Annotated in this window: 17 protein-coding genes and 1 tRNA gene; 12 read left to right on the top strand and 6 right to left on the bottom strand. The window is 62.0% G+C overall.

Annotation, left to right across the window (positions count from 1 at the left end):
* The first annotated feature begins 81 nt into the window (after positions 1–81).
* From mepA to J1W56_RS14805, 10 genes are all read left to right on the top strand, one after another.
* Positions 82–1,071 (top strand): penicillin-insensitive murein endopeptidase, encoded by a 990-nt coding sequence (mepA, locus tag J1W56_RS14850; protein WP_223614148.1) that lies wholly within the window; start codon positions 82–84, stop codon positions 1,069–1,071.
* 154 nt (positions 1,072–1,225) lie between these two features.
* Entirely contained in the window at positions 1,226–1,618 is a 393-nt protein-coding gene (locus tag J1W56_RS14845) for a methylglyoxal synthase (protein ID WP_223614019.1), read from the top strand.
* Between the two features lie 44 nt (positions 1,619–1,662).
* Entirely contained in the window at positions 1,663–2,691 is a 1,029-nt protein-coding gene (locus J1W56_RS14840) for a glucokinase (RefSeq protein WP_105734066.1), read from the top strand.
* Between the two features lie 165 nt (positions 2,692–2,856).
* On the top strand, positions 2,857–4,689 hold the full coding sequence (locus J1W56_RS14835) for an ABC transporter ATP-binding protein (RefSeq protein ID WP_223614018.1): 1,833 nt from the start codon (positions 2,857–2,859) through the stop codon (positions 4,687–4,689).
* Positions 4,686–5,510 carry a 4-hydroxy-tetrahydrodipicolinate reductase gene (gene dapB / locus J1W56_RS14830; protein ID WP_223614017.1) on the top strand — a complete coding sequence of 275 codons (825 nt, stop codon included), beginning with the start codon at positions 4,686–4,688 and terminating at the stop codon, positions 5,508–5,510. The genes J1W56_RS14835 and dapB overlap by 4 nt, the downstream gene beginning before the upstream one ends.
* A 27-nt stretch (positions 5,511–5,537) precedes the next feature.
* The gene (locus J1W56_RS14825; RefSeq protein ID WP_223614016.1) at positions 5,538–6,158 is read left to right on the top strand and encodes a 2,3-bisphosphoglycerate-dependent phosphoglycerate mutase; all 621 of its coding nucleotides are present in this window, start codon (positions 5,538–5,540) and stop codon (positions 6,156–6,158) included.
* Between the two features lie 192 nt (positions 6,159–6,350).
* Positions 6,351–6,435: transfer RNA gene (locus tag J1W56_RS14820), tRNA-Leu, on the top strand.
* A 194-nt stretch (positions 6,436–6,629) separates the two neighbouring features.
* Positions 6,630–7,724, top strand: coding sequence for an agmatine deiminase family protein (locus J1W56_RS14815; protein ID WP_223614015.1), 1,095 nt, complete (start codon positions 6,630–6,632; stop codon positions 7,722–7,724).
* Positions 7,725–7,833: 109 nt separating this feature from the next.
* Complete coding sequence (locus J1W56_RS14810; protein ID WP_223614014.1) at positions 7,834–8,013, top strand: hypothetical protein; 180 nt, start codon at positions 7,834–7,836, stop codon at positions 8,011–8,013.
* An 83-nt stretch (positions 8,014–8,096) separates the two neighbouring features.
* Positions 8,097–9,623 (top strand): UxaA family hydrolase, encoded by a 1,527-nt coding sequence (locus J1W56_RS14805; RefSeq protein ID WP_223614013.1) that lies wholly within the window; start codon positions 8,097–8,099, stop codon positions 9,621–9,623.
* A 46-nt stretch (positions 9,624–9,669) separates the two neighbouring features.
* On the opposite strand, the gene J1W56_RS14800 is transcribed toward J1W56_RS14805, so the two are convergent.
* From J1W56_RS14800 to uxaC, 6 genes are all read right to left on the bottom strand, one after another.
* Positions 9,670–10,515: an ABC transporter permease gene (locus tag J1W56_RS14800; RefSeq protein WP_223614012.1), complete on the bottom strand. Its 846-nt coding sequence runs from the start codon at positions 10,513–10,515 to the stop codon at positions 9,670–9,672.
* Between the two features lie 2 nt (positions 10,516–10,517).
* On the bottom strand, positions 10,518–11,420 hold the full coding sequence (locus tag J1W56_RS14795) for an ABC transporter permease (RefSeq protein ID WP_223614011.1): 903 nt from the start codon (positions 11,418–11,420) through the stop codon (positions 10,518–10,520).
* An 8-nt stretch (positions 11,421–11,428) separates the two neighbouring features.
* Positions 11,429–12,496, bottom strand: coding sequence for an ABC transporter ATP-binding protein (locus J1W56_RS14790; RefSeq protein ID WP_223614010.1), 1,068 nt, complete (start codon positions 12,494–12,496; stop codon positions 11,429–11,431).
* Between the two features lie 61 nt (positions 12,497–12,557).
* On the bottom strand, positions 12,558–13,736 hold the full coding sequence (locus J1W56_RS14785; protein ID WP_223614147.1) for an ABC transporter substrate-binding protein: 1,179 nt from the start codon (positions 13,734–13,736) through the stop codon (positions 12,558–12,560).
* 91 nt (positions 13,737–13,827) lie between these two features.
* Complete coding sequence (locus J1W56_RS14780) at positions 13,828–15,336, bottom strand: mannitol dehydrogenase family protein (RefSeq protein ID WP_223614009.1); 1,509 nt, start codon at positions 15,334–15,336, stop codon at positions 13,828–13,830.
* Positions 15,337–15,359: 23 nt separating this feature from the next.
* Positions 15,360–16,760 (bottom strand): glucuronate isomerase, encoded by a 1,401-nt coding sequence (gene uxaC, locus J1W56_RS14775; RefSeq protein ID WP_223614008.1) that lies wholly within the window; start codon positions 16,758–16,760, stop codon positions 15,360–15,362.
* Positions 16,761–17,062: 302 nt separating this feature from the next.
* Here uxaC and J1W56_RS14770 point away from each other — a divergent pair, with 302 nt between their 5' ends.
* Positions 17,063–17,839 (top strand): GntR family transcriptional regulator, encoded by a 777-nt coding sequence (locus J1W56_RS14770; RefSeq protein ID WP_319025549.1) that lies wholly within the window; start codon positions 17,063–17,065, stop codon positions 17,837–17,839.
* Between the two features lie 33 nt (positions 17,840–17,872).
* Positions 17,873–19,063: a mannonate dehydratase gene (uxuA, locus tag J1W56_RS14765; RefSeq protein WP_223614007.1), complete on the top strand. Its 1,191-nt coding sequence runs from the start codon at positions 17,873–17,875 to the stop codon at positions 19,061–19,063.
* Positions 19,064–19,381: the final 318 nt, after the last annotated feature.

Genomic DNA, 19,381 nt, shown 5'->3' with positions numbered 1-19,381 from the left:
CATAAAGCCCGGATTCCCGCCGCAAATTTGCGGGAATTGCCTCTCGTTTGGTGGACAGTGGTCATGAAATCAAGAACCCTGATGCGTCTTGCACTAACGGCGCTCCTGTCTTTTTCCGCAGCGACGACCGTTTTTGCCGAGGACGGTCCGGCCAAACAGCTCTTCGGCGCGGTCAAGCTGCCGACGCTCGGTACGGCGCAGTCGACGGGATTTTATGCCAAGGGCTGCCTTGCCGGCGGCGTGGCGCTGCCGGTCAACGGCCCGACCTGGCAGGTCATGCGCCTGTCGCGCAACCGCAATTGGGGGCATCCCCGCATGATCGCCCTGCTGGAGCGGCTGTCGCATGACGCCGCCGCCAAGGACGGCTGGCCGGGTCTGCTGGTCGGCGACATCTCGCAGCCGCGCGGCGGCCCGATGCTGACAGGCCACGCCTCGCATCAGGTCGGTCTCGATGCGGATATCTGGCTCACACCCATGCCCAATTACCGCTTCACCAACGACCAGCGCGAAAAGGTGGAAGCCAGGTCCATGCTGAAGGGCGACACGCTCTATGTCGACCCGGACAGATGGACGCCCGCCCATGCGGCGCTTTTGAAACGGGCCGCGAGCTATGACGAGGTCGAGCGCATCTTCGTTCATCCGGGGATCAAGAAAAAACTCTGCGAGACCGTGCAGGGCGATCGCAGCTGGATGGCCAAGATCCGCCCCTATTGGGGACACTTCTATCACTTCCATGTCCGCATCAAATGTCAGCCCGGCTCACCCAACTGCAAGCCGCAGGAGCCCATCGGCACATCCGACGGTTGTGACAAATCGCTGGCCTGGTGGTTCACCGACGAACCGTGGCGCAAGGCGCCCGAACCGGAGAAGCCGGTCAAGCCCAAGATCATGATGCTGTCGGACCTGCCGAAGGCCTGCGCGCAGATCCTGGATGCGCCGGGACCGCAATCGGTGGATCAGGTCACCTATGGGCTCGGGGCAAAGGCCGCAGCGGGCAGCGATGTCCCGGCAGTCGTGCCGGACCAGCCATCGGCCGCACCCCTGCCCAAGCAGCGGACAAAGACGAAATAGGCGTCCGGACCGCCACCAGCCGGCATGCAAGGCCGGCGGCGATAGTGGCAAGGCGGCACCGGTTCAGGTCTTTTTTGTCTGCGGTCTTTTCAGGCGGGCACGAATTGAGTATAGGGTTTCAATCGATTTAGGTTCAGGACCAGAGCACTCTTTGATGCAGCAGCCTTTTCGCCTCGCGCTGATCGCCCATGACCAGAAAAAGGATGACATGGTGGCTTTCGCGCGCGCCTATGAGAGCCTGCTCGCGCCCTGCACCATCGTCGCCACCGGAACCACCGGCGGACTGATCATGGAGGCCTGCCCGTCATTGCAGATCACGCGGGTCAAAAGCGGCCCGCTCGGCGGTGACCAGCAGATCGGTGCGCTCATTGCCGAAGGCCTGATCGATGGTCTGATTTTCTTTGTCGACCCGTTGTCGCCCATGCCGCACGACGTGGACGTGAAGGCGCTGATGCGGCTCGGCATCGTCTATGACATTCCTATGGCCTTGAACCGGGCAACCGCCGAGGTTCTCGTGCAAAAGAAGGGTTTGCTGCGCGCCGATTGACGGTTAAGCATGGCGCAGCACGATTGAGATTGGGGACGGAATTTATGGTTACTTCTGCAGACACCGATTGCATCATGAAATTTCCAATCCTGGTTGGAGATATCGGTGGCACCAATGCGCGTTTCGCCATTCTTGTCGATGCCTATGCGGAACCGAAAGAGTTCCCCATCATCCAGACGGCTGATTTCGAGACCATCGACGAGGCCATCCAGAACGCCATCCTCGACCATACATCGATCCAGCCGCGCTCGGCGGTCCTGGCCATTGCCGGGCCGGTGGAAGGCGACGAGATTGACCTGACCAACTGCGCCTGGGTGGTCAAGCCGCGCCAGATGATGGAAACGCTCGGTCTTTCCGACATCACCGTGCTCAACGATTTCGAGGCGCAGGCGCTGGCCGTCGTCTCGCTGGAACCCAAGCATCTGGAAAAACTGGGCGGCGGCGCCGGAGACCCGCATGGCAGCCGCGCGGTCCTCGGACCCGGCACCGGCCTTGGCGTTGCCGGCATGGTGCGCTCGCGCAACAGCTGGGTTCCCGTACCGGGTGAAGGCGGCCATGTGGACATCGGCCCGCGCACGGCGCGCGATCTCGAGCTCTTCCCGCACATCGAACACATCGAGGGACGCATTTCCGGCGAACAGCTGCTCTGCGGCCGCGGCCTGCAGAACATTTACCGCGCGATCTGCAAGGTTGCGGGGACGCCGGCCACGCTGCAGAGCCCTGCCGACATCACCGCGGCCGGCCTTTCCGGCGAATCCGCCGAGGCAAAGGAAACCCTGTCGCTGTTCGTCACCTATCTCGGCCGTCTTGCCGGTGACTTTGCGCTGACCTTCATGGCGCGCGGCGGTGTCTATCTCGCCGGCGGCATCGTCCAGAAAATCGTGGAGCCGCTGAAACACCCGTCTTTCCGTGAAGCCTTCGAAGACAAGGCACCGCATCGCCAGATCCTGACCGAGACGCCGGTCTATATCATCACGCATCCGCTTGCGGCACTCAGCGGGCTGTCTGCCTTCTCGCGCACGCCGACCCGCTTCGGCGTGGCAACCGAGGGCCGCCGCTGGCGCAAGGATTAGACTTTTCGCGGAGACAGAAGGGCAACACCCGCCCTGTCCGTTCACGACGATGGCCAAAACCGATAGGCAAGGCGGATCAATAAGGTTATAGGGTCAGCTTGAAGAAGGGCGCGACCACTCGAAACCGTTGCCTGAACGCTTGATACGAACGAGTTGCCGTCCGTCATGAATGATCAGACCAAGAAGAAGAAAATCGATCCGAACGAAGCGCGCCGAGTCATCGGGCGTGTTTTGAGCGAAAATCTTCGGGACCACAGATCATCCTATGCCATCGCCCTTGCCGCGATGCTGGCCGTTGCACTCACCACGGCGTTCGTGGCCTATATCTTCAAGGACGTGATCAACAAGATCTACTACGAGCGGCGCGAGGATCTGATCCTCCCGATCAGCTTCGGCATTCTGGCCGCCTTCGTCATCCGCGGTATTGCGACCTACACCCAGTCGGTCGTCATGGCGAAGATCGGCAACAATATCATCGCGCGCTACCAGCATCGCATTTTCGATCACCTGATGAAGCTCGGCCTCGATTTCTATCACGATACGCGGTCGGCCCAGCTTGCCGCGCGGATCAACCAGAACGTCGCCGGGGTTCGCGAGCTCATGGACATCACCGTGACGACGGTCGGCAAGGACATTCCAACGCTGATCGCCCTGGTGAGCACCATGGTCATCCTCGATCCGCTCCTATCGCTGTTTGCGCTGCTGATCGGACCGCCGGTGATTTTGACCGTGCGCTATCTGGCCAAGCGCCTGCGCAGCATCCATCGTGAATCCGTGCAGGTGAATTCGCATCTCCTTGGCGCCATGCAGGAGGCGACACAGGGCATCGCCATCGTGAAGGCATTCACGATGGAAGACCAGTTGCGCAACAAGATCAGCCACCTGATCACCCGTGCCGAAGAGCGGGCCAACAAGATTGCGCGGGTTTCCGAGCGCACGACGCCGATCACCGAGCTGATTGCCGGCATCGCCATCGGATCGATGATCATCTACACCGGCTACCGCGCCGTCATCAACATGGAGCCGCCCGGTGCCATGTTCGGTTTCATGACCGCCGTGCTATTGGCCTATGACCCGGTTCGGCGCCTGGCGCGGGTCCAGGTAGGCCTTGAGCGATCCCTGGTCAATGCGCGCATGTTCTTCGAGATTCTCGATGTGGAACCGCGTCAGGCGGACAGCATCGGCGCGGTGCCCATTACCGTCCCGACGGGCGAAGTCCAGTTCGACAATGTGCGCTTCAGCTACGGCAACGACGTGCCCGTGCTGCACGGCATCAGCTTTACCGCCGAAGCCGGCAAGACCACGGCCATCATCGGCGCTTCCGGGGCGGGCAAATCGACCCTGATCGGCCTCATCCAGCGCTTCTACGATATCGACAGCGGCCGCATTCTCATCGACGGGCAGGACATTGCCTATGTCAGCAAGAAATCCCTGCGCCAGTCGATCGCCTATGTCTCGCAGCAGCCCTACCTGTTCGAGGGCACCATTGCCGACAACATCCGCTATGGCCGTCCCGATGCCACGGATGAAGAGGTGATCGAGGCGGCAAAGCTGGCCAATGCCGACGAATTCATCCGCCTGCAGCCGCAGAGCTACGGCACCGAGGTCGGCGAAAACGGCGCGACCCTTTCCGGCGGCCAGCGCCAGCGCCTGTCCATTGCCCGCGCCCTTGTCCGTAATGCGTCCATTCTCCTGCTCGACGAGGCCACCTCGGCCCTCGACAATGAATCGGAAAAGCGCGTGCAGCAGGCGCTGGAACACGTGATGCAGGGCCGCACGACCATCGTCATCGCCCATCGCCTGTCGACCATCGTCAATGCCGACCATATCGTCGTCATGGAAGCGGGGCGCATCGTCGAGGAAGGCGTGCACGAAACCCTGCTCGGGGTGCCGAACGGCATCTATGCGCGTTTCTATCAGTTGCAGGGCAAGGAAGAGTCGACCATCATCGACGGCAATGACATGCAGCCAGCACCAGTGACAGGAACAGCCGAATGAGCGGGACATCGGAAATGAAGCTTGCAGTTGTCGGCGCCGGCGGCCGCATGGGCCAGACGCTGATCCGCGCGATCCAGGCCATCGACGGGGCCGTGCTTGCCGGTGCGATCGAGCGCCCCGGTTCACCGCATATCGGTCTCGATGCGGGCGAACTCGCCGGGGTCGGCCATCTCGGCATCCCCGTCACCGACGACGCCCTGTCGGTCTTTGTCGGGGTTGAAGGCGTGCTTGATTTCACCGCTCCGGCCGCGACGGTCGCCTTTGCCGAACTCGCCGCCCAGGCGCGCATCGTCCACGTGATCGGCACAACAGGCTGTTCGCCGGAGGACGATGCCAAGATCCGTGCGGCGGCGCGGCATGCGGCCGTGATCAAATCGGGCAATATGAGCCTCGGCGTCAATCTCCTCGGCGTGCTGGTCAAGCAGGCCGCCAGGGCGCTGGGCGCGGATGATTTCGACATCGAAATTCTGGAAATGCACCACAAGCACAAGGTCGATGCCCCGTCCGGCACGGCATTGCTTTTGGGCGAGGCGGCCGTCGCAGGCCGCAATGTTTCGCTCGCCGATCACAGCGTGCGCGTGCGGGACGGGCATACCGGACCGCGCGAAGACGGCACGATCGGCTTTGCCTCGCTGCGCGGCGGTTCCGTCGTCGGCGATCATTCGGTCATCCTGGCCGGACCGGGCGAGCGCATCACCCTGTCCCACCACGCGGAAGACCGCACGATTTTTGCCCGCGGCGCCGTCAAGGCGGCGCTCTGGGGCAAGGGCCGCAAGCCGGGCCTCTATTCCATGCTCGACGTGCTTGGCCTCAACACCTGACTTTTCCCGTTCAACAGGAGTATTGCAATGTCCGGAACCCTCGTCCTTGTCCGTCATGGCCAGAGCGAATGGAATTTGAAGAATCTGTTTACCGGCTGGCGCGATCCGGGCCTGACCGAGCTTGGCCACAGCGAAGCCAAGGCCGCAGGCCAGCGGCTGAAGGCGAAGGGCCTGCATTTCGACATCGCGTACACATCGGTGCTGTCGCGCGCCCAGGTGACCCTGCAGCACATCCTTGACGAGGTTGGCCAGCCGGCGCTCGAGACGATCCGCGATCAGGCGCTGAACGAACGCGACTATGGCGACCTTTCCGGCCTCAACAAGGACGATGCGCGCGCCAAGTGGGGCGAGGATCAGGTGCATATCTGGCGCCGCTCCTACGACGTGCCGCCGCCCGGCGGCGAGAGCCTGCGCGATACGGGCGCCCGTGTCTGGCCCTACTACCTGCATGACGTGCAGCCGCATGTGCTGCGCGGCGAGACGGTTCTGGTGGCAGCGCACGGCAATTCGCTGCGCGCCCTCATCATGGCGCTGGAAGGCCTGACCAGCGAAGAGATCATCGCGCAGGAGTTGGCGACGGGCGTTCCGATCATCTACAAGCTCAACGCTGATTCGACGGTCGCATCCAAGGAAATCCTGACCGCCTGATCGGCCGCTGTTTCCCTGTGATTCGCATGAACCCGCGCCGGAACACCGGTGCGGGTTTGTTGTTTGTGCTGGTCTTTTCACCCTTATTTGCCGGTCTTTGCCGCAACAAGCGCAACGGAATGAGAATAGGTCGATAAATACCCGACAAATGGATTGACAGAGTTCCGCCCGCCCCTTACATGAGACCCCGCTGCCCAGATGGCGGAATTGGTAGACGCGCACGGTTCAGGTCCGTGTGCCGCAAGGCGTGGAGGTTCGAGTCCTCTTCTGGGCACCATTTCCCATTCGTCCGACGTATACCAACGTCCTTGGATGATCAGAAAAGCCCCGGTTTTCCGGGGTTTTTTCTTGTCTATCGTTCACCCGCGTTCATGATGCTTCGGCAACCGCCCTCATCCGCACCACCAAAAGGCCACACATGGCTCCGATAGACGCGGTCTGACAGTGTGAATGGAACCGAAGGGGATAAACATGGCAGTCCGTCGCAACCTATTGAAGGCGGCCGTCGCTATCGGATTCACCGGAATGATCGGCAGGGGCGCAACCATGGCATTTGCCGCCGACAGCACCTGGCACATGCCCGACGAGGGCGATCCGCATAGGGCGACGTGGATGGCGTTTGGGCCCAGTGAAGACGTATGGGGCAAGAAACTCCAGCGCGGCGCGCAGAACAACCTTGCGGCGATCGCCAAGGCCATCTCCGCGCACGAACCGGTGAACATGCTTGTGCGGGCGGAAGACCGGGAGACGGCCGAGCGCCTGTGCGGCGACGCGGTGACATTGTTCGTGCACGAAATCGACGATCTGTGGATGCGCGACACCGGACCGGTGTTCGTCAAGAACAGCGCCGGCCAGCTGGCCGGGGTTGACTTCAACTTCAACGGCTGGGGCAACAAGCAGGAACACGGCGGGGACGCGGAAGTTGCGGAATTTGTCACCGGCAAGACGAAGGTGGAGACACTGCGCACCAGGCTGATACTGGAAGGCGGCGGCATCGAGGTCGATGGCAAGGGCACGGCAATCATCACCGAAAGCTGCGTTTTGAACAAGAACCGCAATCCCGGCGTGAGCAGGGAACAGTGTGAAGAGGAGCTGGGACGCCTTCTCGGACTGAAGAAGATCATCTGGCTGCCGGGTATCAAGGGCAAGGACATCACCGATGGCCATACGGATTTTTACGCCCGCTTCGTCAGTCCGGGCGTTGTCGTTGCCGGCCTCGACACTGATCCGACGTCCTATGATCACGCGGTGACCAAGCGGCACCTTGAACTGCTCAAGGAAGCGACTGACAGCTCCGGGCAGAAATTGCAGGTGGTCGTCATTCCCGGCCCCGGCAGCGTGCGGCCGCAGTTCGAGAACAAGGAATTCGCAGCGGGCTATATCAACTTCTACCTGTGCAACGGCGCTGTCATCGCTCCTGAATTCGGCGATGCGAAGGCTGACCGTTTCTGCCGTGACGCGTTGCGGGATGTCCTGCCGGGGCGCCAGATCGTGCAGCTCAACATCGATGCGATCGCCGCCGGCGGCGGCGGCATCCACTGCACGACCCAGCAGCAGCCTGCGTGACGGCATTCCGGCGTCCGCAGGCGCACGCTGCATTCCCTGCAAATCTGTTTTCGCAAGATCGCCGGCATGCGGTACACTGGCCTCAAAGGTTTCAGCGGAGTATCAACGCATGATCCGGCTTGTCATCATTCTCGCACTGCTCATTCTCGTCCTGTTCCTGATCTACAGCATCGTCAACAGCATCCGCACGAAGCACATCGACTGGACCGGCATCGGCGTCACGCTCGCCTTGATCATGCTTGTCCTCTATCTGCGCGGCGTGACGGGTATCGGCGGCGTCGGTTTCTGAAAATCGCGTGCTTTGTGGTCACCTTGACACATTGCAACCTCTCGTCCGGCGAATTAATATATCAGTCCACTCAGGAGACTTTTATGGACACGCTTACATCTCCACGCCATCTGCGCCTGCACACCTCCGACAATGTGGTGGTGGCGGTGGATGCCTTTCAGGCCGGACAGCACGTGGAGGACGTGACCGTCAAAGACCGCGTGCCACGCGGCCACAAGCTGGCGTCAAAACCCATCGCGCTTGGGGAGCCGGTGCGCAAATTCGGCCAGATCATCGGCTCGGCATCGAAACCCATTGCCCCGGGCGAATGGGTGCACGAACACAATCTCGATTTCAGCAGCTTTGCCCGCCAGCCGGACAGCAGCCACGAAACCCATGCGGGCGGCATTCTGCCGGTTGAACAGCAGGCGACATTCCAGGGATTCCGCCGGGCCAATGGACGCGCGGGCACCCGCAACTACATCGGCGTGCTGACCTCGGTCAATTGCTCGGCATCGGTCGCCCGTTTCATTGCCGAAGCGGTGCAGCGCTCCGGGCTGCTTGACGACTATCCGATGATCGACGGCATCATTCCGCTGGTGCATGGCGGCGGCTGCGCGCTCGACGTCAAGGGTGAAGGCTACGAGGTGCTCAAGCGCACCCAGTGGGGCTATGCCACCAACCCGAACATCGCCGCCGTGCTGATGGTCGGCCTTGGCTGCGAAGGATTCCAGATCGGCCGCTGGAAGGAAGCCTACAACATCGTCGAAAGCGATACGTTCCGCAGCCTGACCATTCAGGAAGTGGGCGGCACGCGCAAGACCATGGAAGCGGGCATTGCCGCCGTGCGCGACATGCTGCCGACCGCGGCCAATGTGAAGCGCGAGACCATCCCGGCATCGGAACTGATGCTGGCGCTGCAGTGCGGCGGGTCGGACGGCTATTCCGGCATCACCGCCAATCCGGCGCTGGGCGCGGCGGTCGACCTTCTGGTCAAGCAGGGCGGCACCGCCATCCTGTCGGAAACGCCGGAGATTTACGGGGCCGAGCATCTTTTGATCGAACGCGCCTCCAACCCGGAAGCGGTGACGCGGCTGCAATCCATCATTGCCTGGTGGGAGGATTACACCGCCCGCAACAGGATGGAGATGAACAACAATCCCTCCCCCGGCAACAAGGCGGGCGGATTGACCACCATTCTGGAAAAATCGCTGGGCGCCGTCGCCAAGTCGGGCACCACCCCGCTGGAAGCGGTCTATGGCTATGCCGAACCGGTGACGGCGCGCGGCCTCGTGTTCATGGATACGCCCGGCTACGATCCCGTCTCCGCCACGGGACAGGTGGCGGGCGGCGCCAACATCCTCTGCTTCACCACCGGGCGCGGTTCGGCCTATGGCTGCAAGCCGACGCCGTCGATCAAGCTTGCCACCAACACCCCCATGTACACCCAGATGATCGAGGACATGGACATCAATTGCGGCGATGTGCTCGACGGCGTGTCGATCGAGGACAAGGGCCGCGAAATCTTCGAGCAGGTGCTGCGGGTGGCCTCGGGCGAGCGCAGCAAGTCCGAACTGCTTGGCTATGGCGATGCGGAATTCGTGCCTTGGCAGATCGGCGCGACGATGTAATCCGAAACGGGAGCCAATGGCTCCCGTTTTCATATTCAGACCATGATCAGGCCGCCGATTGCTGCTGCTTGGCCCGGGCAACGATCTGCGTCGGATTGACGAAGCGCAGCGCGATGAGCAGCCAGACCAGCGTCGTCACCATATAGACCACCGCCATGGCATCGATCGACTGCACGGCGCGCACGCCGGATGCGAAGACCGAATAGTACAGCGCAACCACCAGCGTCTGGCTTGTCGGGCCCGCCGTGAGGAAGGTCAGCTCGAACATCGCCACCGTGCGCACCAGAACCAGCAGCAGCGCGGCGAGAATACCCGGCAGCAGCATCGGCATGAGCACGTGCAGGAACAGACGGAACGTGCCGGCACCGAAGACACGGGCCGCCGCCTCCACCTTGGGATCGATCTGCTCGATGAACGGAATCATCACCAGGATGACGAAGGGAACCGTCGGCACGAGATTGGCGAGAACCACGCCCCAGAACGTACCGCCGACCCCCGCCTGATAGAGAACCGTGGCCAGCGGAATGCCGAAGGTGATCGGCGGCACCAGCAGCGGCAGGAGGAACAGCAGCATGATGAGCTTCTTGCCCGGAAATTCGCGCCGCGCCAGCGCATAGGCCGCCGTGACCCCGAGCAGGCCGGAGAGGGCGACGACCGTGAAGACGATCTGGAACGTCACGATCAGGACGTCGCTGAGCTGGAATTCGGCCCAGGCGGTAAAATACCATTTCGTCGTCCAGCCGGCCGGCAGCCAGGTGCCGAGCCAGCGGGTTCCGAAGGAGGAGATGATCACGGTTGCGATCATCGCCAGCAGGTTGACGATGAAGAAGCCGACCACCACCCAGACAGCGGTGATCCAAAGCTTGGCGCCAATGGTTGTATCGCGGATCATGGTCAGCCCTTTCCGCCGGCGGTCGAGCCGCGATAGAAGAGATTGCGAATGGCAAGGATCGCCACGACGATGGTGAGCTGTACGGTTGCCATGATCATGGCGATGGCCGAAGCCATGGAATAATCATACTGCTCGAAGGCCGCCTGATAGGCGGCGATGGAGATGACGCGAGTCGGGCCAGCCGGAGCGCCGAGCAGAACCGCAGACGGGAACACGGCAAAGGCCTGCACGAAGGACAGGCAGAAGGCGATGGCCAATCCCGGTATGAGCAGCGGCAGCAGGACAAAACGGAAGCGCTGCCAGCTCTTTGCGCCGTGCGTCGCGGCCGCCTGTTCCAGCGCCGGATCGATGCCGGTGACGTAGGACAGGGTCAGGAGAAAGGTGAAGGGAAAGCCGGTGATGATCAGCGAGGAAAACACACCCCAGTAATTGTTGGTGAGCTTCAAGGGCCGGTCGATCATCCCCAGCAGCATCAGCGTCCGGCTGAACCAGCCCTGCGGCCCCAGATAGTTGAGAAGCCCCTCGGCAACGAGCACCGTGCCAAGCGTCACGGGAAGAACCAGAATGGTCGTCAGCAGCCGCTGGCGGGTCATCAGGCGCACGCGGAAGGCTATGGGCAGCGCCAGGGCGATACTGATGACCGTCACGGGAACGGCGAGCCAGAGCGTGGTCAGGATGGTGTCGTAGAGGAAGGGATCGGAGAAGAACTTCTGGTAGTTGGCAAAGATCCCGCCTTCCTTCGGCGTGAAGGACAGGACCAGCCCGTAAATGAAGGGATAGACAAACACGGCCAGCAGGAACAGCACGGCCGGGAGAACGAGGATCGTCACGCCGTCAATGCCGCGCAGGGCGAGGCGCTGGCGCAGCGACAACCGGTTATAGACGGGGGGAGCGGAGACAGCCATGCCGGGCCTCACGCGGCGAAGGCCAGCGCGCGCGCCGGATCGATTGCGAGCCAGATGGAACTGCCGAGCGCTGCCGTTTGCGGCGCATGGAACACCAGTTCCAGCCCTTCGGCGGTGCGGGCCGTGCCGACGAATTCGCGGCCGCGATATTCGATGGTCTCGACCACAGCTTCCACCGTGTGTTCCGAGCGCTGGCCTGCTTCCACATCGTCGGCGCGGGCAGCGACCACAGCCGCGTCGCCGATTTTCAGACTGTCGCGCGCAGTGCCGCTGAGCGTGGCTTTGCCCACGGAAACGCTGACGCGCGCGCCGTCGACAGAGACAACCTTTCCGGTCAGCCGGTTGCGGTAGCCCATGAACTCGGCGACATCGAGATGATCCGGCCGTTCATAGAGATCGCTCGGCGCCCCCACCTGCCGGATTTCGCCATCGCGCAGGACAACGATACGGTCGGCCAGCGACAGGGCCTCGTCCTGATCGTGGGTGACGTAGATCGTCGTTGCCCCGAGCTGGTTGTGGATGCGGCGGATTTCGGCACGCATCTCCAGCCGCAGTTTGGCATCCAGATTGGACAGGGGCTCATCCATCAGCACCAGCGGCGGCTCGATGACGATGGCGCGGGCGATGGCCACGCGCTGTTGCTGGCCGCCGGAGAGCTGGCCCGGCAGTTTATGCCCCTGACCCTGCAGGCGCACCAGATTGAGCGCTTCCTCGACCCGCTTGTCGGCTTCAGCCTTGGCGACATTGCGCATCTTCAGGCCGAAGCCGATGTTCTGGCGCACCGTCATGTGCGGAAACAGCGCATAGTTCTGGAACACCATGCCGAAACCGCGATCCTCGGGCTTCAGCGTGTCGATGCGCTTGTCATCGATGAATATGCCGCCGCCCGTCGTGGCGAGCAGACCGGCGATGCAATTGAGCGCGGTGGATTTGCCACAGCCGGAAGGGCCGAGCAAAGCGATGAACTCGCCCTTGCGGATGGAAAGCGACACGTCCTTCAACGCATTGTGCGAACCGAAGGCGCGGCTCATGCGGTCAAGACGGATTTCCTGGAATGGCGATGACGCCAGCAGCATTGGATACCTCATAATTGCGCGCCATCCGGGTTCCCCCGGATGGCGCTATTGTATGGATCGATCAGGACTTCTTGCCGGCGACTTCTTCGTCCCAGCGGCGGAAGGCGACAACCATGGCGGCGGGATCGAGCGGAACCTCGATCGGGTTGTTGGCAATCCAGTCGGCATATTCCTTGCGGCCGAATTCGGCCAAGGCATCCTGGCTTTCCTTCGGCGCCATGGAAAGCGGCACATCCTTGACTGCGGGACCCGGGTAGAAATAACCCTGATCGTAGGTATAGGCCTGCTGTTCCGGCGTGAGCAGGAAGCTCATGAGGTCGAGCAGCACGGCAAGCTTTTCCTCGGCAATGCCCTTCGGCACGCACATGTAATGCGCATCGGCAACCCAATGGAAACCCTTCAGCGGTGCGACGGCAGCTTCCTTCGGCACCACGCCGAGCACGCGTGGATTGATGTCCCAGCCGGTGGTGGAGACCGTCATGTCGCGCGTGCCTTCGCCGAGTTCCTTCATCAGCGCGCCGGTGCCGGTCGGGTAATACTCGATATATTTGTGCAGCTCCTTCAGATAGGCCCAGGTCTTGTCCCAGCCCTTGACCGGATCATGCGGATTGCTGTCACCGAGCAGATAGGGCAGCCCCATCAGGAAAGTTCGTCCCGGACCGGAATTGGCCGGACGGGCATAGAGGAACTTGTTCGGATTTTCCTTGGCCCAGGCCAGAAGCTCCTCGACGGTCGTTGGGACCTTCTTCACCCGGTCCGGCATGTATTCAAGCAGCGGCCCGGAGGGATAATAGGTCACGACGACGCCGTGATCCTTGCCCAGCGCCAGCATGCGGTGTGCGGGCTCCTGATAGATAGCCTTCAGATCGGGCAGCGATGCGGAATGATCCGGCAGCAGCTTGACCCACAGATCCTGCTCCAGTCCGGCGGACAGGGCGTCGGTTCCGGTCAGCACAAGATCGATATCGAGCCGGTTGGCCGCCTGCTGCGCCTTCAGCTTCCCCGGAAGTTCCGGCGCAGGCGCCTTGGTGAAGGTGATCTTGGAAACGAGGTTGGGCTTGGCAGCCGCATAGTTCTCGATGGCCTTCTGCGTCAGGGCGAGATTGCCCGCGACGTCGGCAACATTGAGCGTCACCGGGGATGTCGGCAATGCCAGTTTCCCCTGTGCAAAGAGACGTGTTGCCGGTAGCGTTGCCAGAACGGCCAAACCGCCAATGGCTTGCCTGCGCGTGATGCGGATCATTGTCTTCCTCCCAATTGTTCCCGGTTTAGCGATCGGTGGCCATCCTCCAGCCACTCATTTTGTCACTTGATATATTAATCTATCAGTTTCAGATAGCAAGCGCTTTCGCCCCGCCGCAAAACCCGGCCACCGTCCGGGCCGCGCCCTCATCCATCAATTCCGTCAAAGCCCTGCCGACGGCTTGGCAAAACGCCGTGCTTTCGGGCAGATCGCTGCCGAAAATCTGCTCCATGCCGAGATAGGCCTGCAAAAGAGCCGGTGCCGATGTCTTGCCGGCAGTGCGGGCCTTGAATTCGCCGGCCAGCGGGTCGCGCACATCGATCGGATTGCCCCGCTCATCGGTTCCGGTCGCATAGCGCATCCAGCCGGCAACACCCAGCGCCAGCCGGTCAAAGGGGGCATTCTCCCGCAGCCGCACGCGAATGGTGTTGAGCAGCCGCTGCGGCAGCTTTTGCGACCCGTCCATGGCGATCTGCCATGTCCGGTGCCGCAGCGCCGGATTGCGGAAGCGCTCGCGCAGCTGCTTCTTGTAGGCGTCAAGGTCGAAGCCGGGCAGCCCCGGCAGCGTCGGGGTGATCTCCTCATCCATCATTTGTTCGATCAGCGCGGCAAAACCTTCCCCCGCCATGGCGTCGGATACGGTTTCATGGCCGGCGAGATAGCCGAGATAGGCCAGCGTCGAATGGCTGCCATTGAGCAGGCGCAGTTTCATCAGTTCGAACGCGTCGACATCGGTAACGAAGGTGACACCCGCCTTTTCCCAGGCCGGGCGCCCGGATGGAAAATGATCCTCCACCACCCATTGGCTGAACGGTTCCGTCATGATCGGCCAGCGGTCGGCAAGCCCGGTGTCCCGGGCGACAGCATCGCGGTCCGCATCGGTCGTGGCGGGCACGATCCGGTCGACCATCGTCGAGGGAAAGGCCACGCTATCCCCAATGAAGGCGCCGAGCTCCGCATCCCGCAATGCAGCTAAGCGCGTGACCACCCGCTTCAGCGTCTGCCCGTTGGCCGGAAGGTTGTCGCAGGACAGAAGCGTGAAGGGTGCGGTGCCGCTGGCGCGGCGCCGGGCCAGGGCCTCGACGATAAAGCCGATGGCCGAGCGCGGCGTCGCGGGATGGGCAAGGTCATGGACGATATCTGGATGATTCTCATCGAGCGAGGCGGAGGCGGGGGAGTAGCAATAGCCCTTTTCCGTGATCGTCAGCGAGACGATCCGCACCGCCGGACTGCTCATGGCTTCCAGCAGGGCTTGCGGATTTTCCGGCGCGACCAGCACATCCCCGATGCTGCCGATCACACGATAGCTGCTGCCGCCGCCATCGCGCACGGCCACCGTATAGAGCCCGCCCTGGGGCTGCAGTGCGTCGCGCGTATCGGCGCTGCGCAGCGACGCTCCCAGAATGCCCCACCGGGTATCCCCCGATGCAAGCACACTGTCCGTATAGACGGCCTGATGGGCGCGGTGAAAGGCACCGATGCCCAGATGCACAATGCCGGTTTCAACCGCGCTGCGATCATAGGCCGGAGTTGCAACGCCGCTGGCAAGCTGCGGCAGGCTGGCGGGGGAAAGATAGGTCTGGTCGGCGTGAGCCATTGGGCGATCTCGTCTGTTCTGTTTCAAAGACGGTAGGCTTGTTTGGCCAGCCGGTAGCTCAGGTCGTGGGCAATCGTGTGCGCCTCATCCTCGTCCAGTCGGTGATCGGCGACAAGCCGTGCAAGATAAGCGCAATCCACCCGGCGGGCCATGTCGTGCCGGGCGGGAATGGAGAGATAGGCCCGCGTGTCATCGTTGAACCCGACGGTGTTGTAGAACCCGGCCGTCTCGGTGGTCAGTTCGCGGAAGCGGCGCATGCCTTCCGGGCTGTCATGGAACCACCATGCCGGTCCGAGCCGCAGGGCGGGATAGTGCCCGGCAAGCGGCGCCAGTTCACGGCTGTAGCTGGTCTCATCCAGTGTGAAGAGAATAAGGGTCAGTTGCGGATTGTTGCCGAACGCGTCGAGCAGCGGTTTCAGCTCTTCGACATAGCCGGTCGAGCGCGGAATATCCGCCCCCTTGTCAGGACCGAAACCGGCGAAAACCCTGGCATTGTGGTTGCGGAAGGAGCCCGGATGCAGCTGCATGACCAGCCCGTCATCAATGCTCATGCGCGCCATTTCGGTCAGCATCTGGGCGCGGAACAGATCGGCATCCGCATCGGAAACATCGGGGCGCAGGACCCGCTCGAACAGCGCCGCGGCGTCAGTGACGGGCAGATCGACAGTGCGCGCGCTGGGATGGCCGTGATCGCTTGAGGTGGCGCCGCGCGCCTTGAAATAGGCACGCCGGTTGCGGTGCGCTTCGAGATACCCCTTGTAGTTCAGCGACGTGCCGGCAAGCGCTATGAGCCTTTCCACATTCGTGCGGAAATCCGCCCGCGACGCATCGATCACCGCATCGGGCCGGTAGGCGGGAATGACACGCCCGTCCCAGCCCGACTTTCGGATGATATCGTGGGCCGCGAGGTCATCCGTCGCCGCATCGGTCGTCGAGATGACCTCGATGCCGAACTGCTTGTAGAGTGCGCGCGGGCGCATCGCGGGGTCGCCGAGCTTGTCGGCAATACGGTCATAGAGCAGGTCGGCATTGCCTTCGTTCAACCGCTCCGTGATGCCGAAAACCGTTTCCATGGCATGCTCGAACCACAGGCGCGACGGCGTGCCGCGAAACAGGTACCAGTGTTTGGCAAACAGCCGCCAGATCGTGCGGCCGTCAGTTTCGACAGGCCCGCCATCGTGACGCGGCACACCCAGATCCTCGAGCTTGACACCTTGAGAATACAGCATGCGGAAAATATAATGGTCGGGCTTGACGAAGAGACTGGCCGGGTCGGGAAAGGCCTCGTCATGGGCGTACCACAGCGGGTCCGTGTGGCCGTGCGGCGAAATGATCGGCAGGCGCTCGACGTTCGAAAAAAGCCGCCGCGCGATGGAACGGGCATCGGCTTCGATGGGGAAAAGTCGATCTGGGTGGAGAGGCATCGTCGGTCCTTGCTGTCATCTTCCGCACCGGCCGATACACCACACGCTGCGTGTACCGGAGCCGAAGCCGTGAAATTGCCCCTGTCGAGGCGCTTTTCGCACCGCGCGAGCCGCCTTGAGTGTCTTGTGAACATTCGGCTTTTGCGATCTTGGCGAAGAGTAAATAATAATATATTAGTATGTCAACTGGATCGATGTGCCCTGAAATCGTTTCATTCGCGGCTTTGGCACTATGATTTCGCGCGGAATTCTACCATTCATGACGGTGGATTCATCCGCGACACAGGAAATGGAGCGCTGGAATGGCAGCACAGAACCGGGGAGAAAAAAGTTTGGCCGTGGCGACACCGGCTGAACCCATCGCCTCAGCACGAGACAATGCGGCGCGTTTCGCCAAATCCGGCACACGCGGCGCCCCAGCCGGACGCATGACGACAGCCACGGCGATTTACCGCGAACTGCATGCCGCCATCGTTTCCATGCAGATGACCCCCGGCACCGCCCTCAACGAAAAAGTTTTGACGGAACGCTTTGGCGTCAGCCGCACCCCGGTTCGCGAAGCGCTGATCCGGCTGGTGGAAGACGGGCTGGTCGATGTCTTTCCGCAGTCAGGCACCTTTGTTGCCCGCATCCCGGTTGCGCTGATCCCGGAGGCCGTGGTCATCCGGCAGGCGCTGGAAGGCGCGACCGTCGAGCGGGCTGCGGCGGTTGCCACCGCCAAGGATGTGGAATGGCTGGACGAGATTCTGGCCCGCCAGCAGTTTTTTGCCGACCGGCAGAACATGAGTGCCTTCCACGAAGCCGACGAGGCCTTTCACGAGGCGATTGCCGGTATCGCCGGCCATCCCGGCATCTGGCACTATCTGAAGCCGGTGAAAGTGCAGATCGACCGTGCCCGCCGCATGACGCTGCCAGCCCTCGGCCGCATGGAGCACGTGCTTGCCGAGCACAGGATCATCCGCAATGCCATCGAAATGCATGACGTACCGGCCGCCTGCGCGGCAATGAAGCAGCATTTGAATGCCGTCATTCCTGATATTGATGAACTGAGAAAAAGCCACCCGGGCTCATTCGTCTGAACCCGGCGATTACACGAAATGACGGAGGACTGAATGCGTCAGGCATGGAGATGGTTTGGGCCAAAAGCCGGCGTTACGCTGGACAATGTGCGCCAGGCCGGGGCGACCGATATCGTATCGGCGCTGCACGAGGTACCGATCGGTCAGGCCTGGACCGAAAAACAGGTGCATGAACGCAAGTCGCTCATCGAAACCACCCCCGCCGGGCGTATTCCCCTGACCTGGTCGGTGGTCGAGAGCATTCCGATTCCCGACGCGGTCAAACGCCTCGGCGGTGCGGCGAAACACGAAATCGCCGCCTGGATTGCCAGCATGGAAGCGCTCGCAGCCAATGACATCCGTGTCATCTGCTACAATTTCATGCCCGTTGTCGACTGGTGCCGCACCGACCTCGATTATGTCACGCCGACCGGTTCGACCGCGATGCGCTTCGACCACAACACCTTTGCCGTGTTCGACCTGCACATCCTGCAGCGCACGAATGCGGAAGCGGCCTATTCGCAGGAGGACCGCGCTATCGCGGCGGCGCTCTACGCCGGGATGAGCGGACAGGAAATCGCCGACCTCACCCGCAATATCGCCAGCGCGCTGCCCGGCTCGACAACCGAGCCGCTGACCATCCCCGCCTTCCGCGACAAGCTCGAAGCCTATTCCGGCATCGACGCCGGCAAACTGCGCCAGCATCTGATCGAATTCCTCGAAGCTGTCACGCCCGTGGCTGACGATCTCGGCGTCAAGCTGACACTGCATCCGGATGATCCGCCCCGTCCGCTTTTCGGCCTGCCGCGCATTGCCTCGACGGAGGCCGATTATGCCGCCCTGTTCGACGCCGTTCCTTCCCCAGCCAACGGCATGTGCTTCTGCACGGGAAGCCTTGGCGTTCGGACCGACAATGATCTGCCTGCAATCGCCCGCCGCTTTGCCTCGCGCATCCACTTCTCCCACCTGCGCGCCACCACCCGGGAAGGCGACGGCCGCAGCTTCCATGAGGCAGCGCATCTGGAAGGCGATGTGGACATGGTCGCCGTGCTGAAGGAATTGCTGGCCGAAGACCGCAAACGCGACCGGTCCGGCAGCATCATCTTCCGCTCAGATCACGGTCACCGCATGCTGGACGACCTGACGAAGGAGGTCACGCCGGGTTATCCCGCCATCGGCCGCCTGCGCGGCCTGGCCGAACTGCGCGGCATCATCCACGCGCTGGATGCCGGGGCCCTCGCCTGAATTCCGATCAAGCGCCGATATCCAGGCAAACCCCGGCATGCACGTGCCGGGGTTTTTCATTTTCAATCGTTAATTCCGCTTAACACATTTGGCCCGAAACCGGGGATTTCAGAGTCTTCGTTTAGGCTTTCGTTCAGTATTGATCACATTACCGCCATATTTCAAAGGGAACGGCGGCAATAGTTCCACGGATGCAAGCATCCTTGATCACGTTTTGAGTCATAATAAGACAAATTTTTTGAATGACTTGGCTGATCTTGCGGGATTTGCTCACCGATATTTCCCTTTCGGGCCACCTCGAGGACACATTTACCCAAA

Source organism: Phyllobacterium calauticae, from assembly GCF_019991125.1.
GTDB classification, from domain to species: domain Bacteria; phylum Pseudomonadota; class Alphaproteobacteria; order Rhizobiales; family Rhizobiaceae; genus Phyllobacterium; species Phyllobacterium calauticae.
This window is presented reverse-complemented; position numbering and strand designations above follow the sequence as displayed.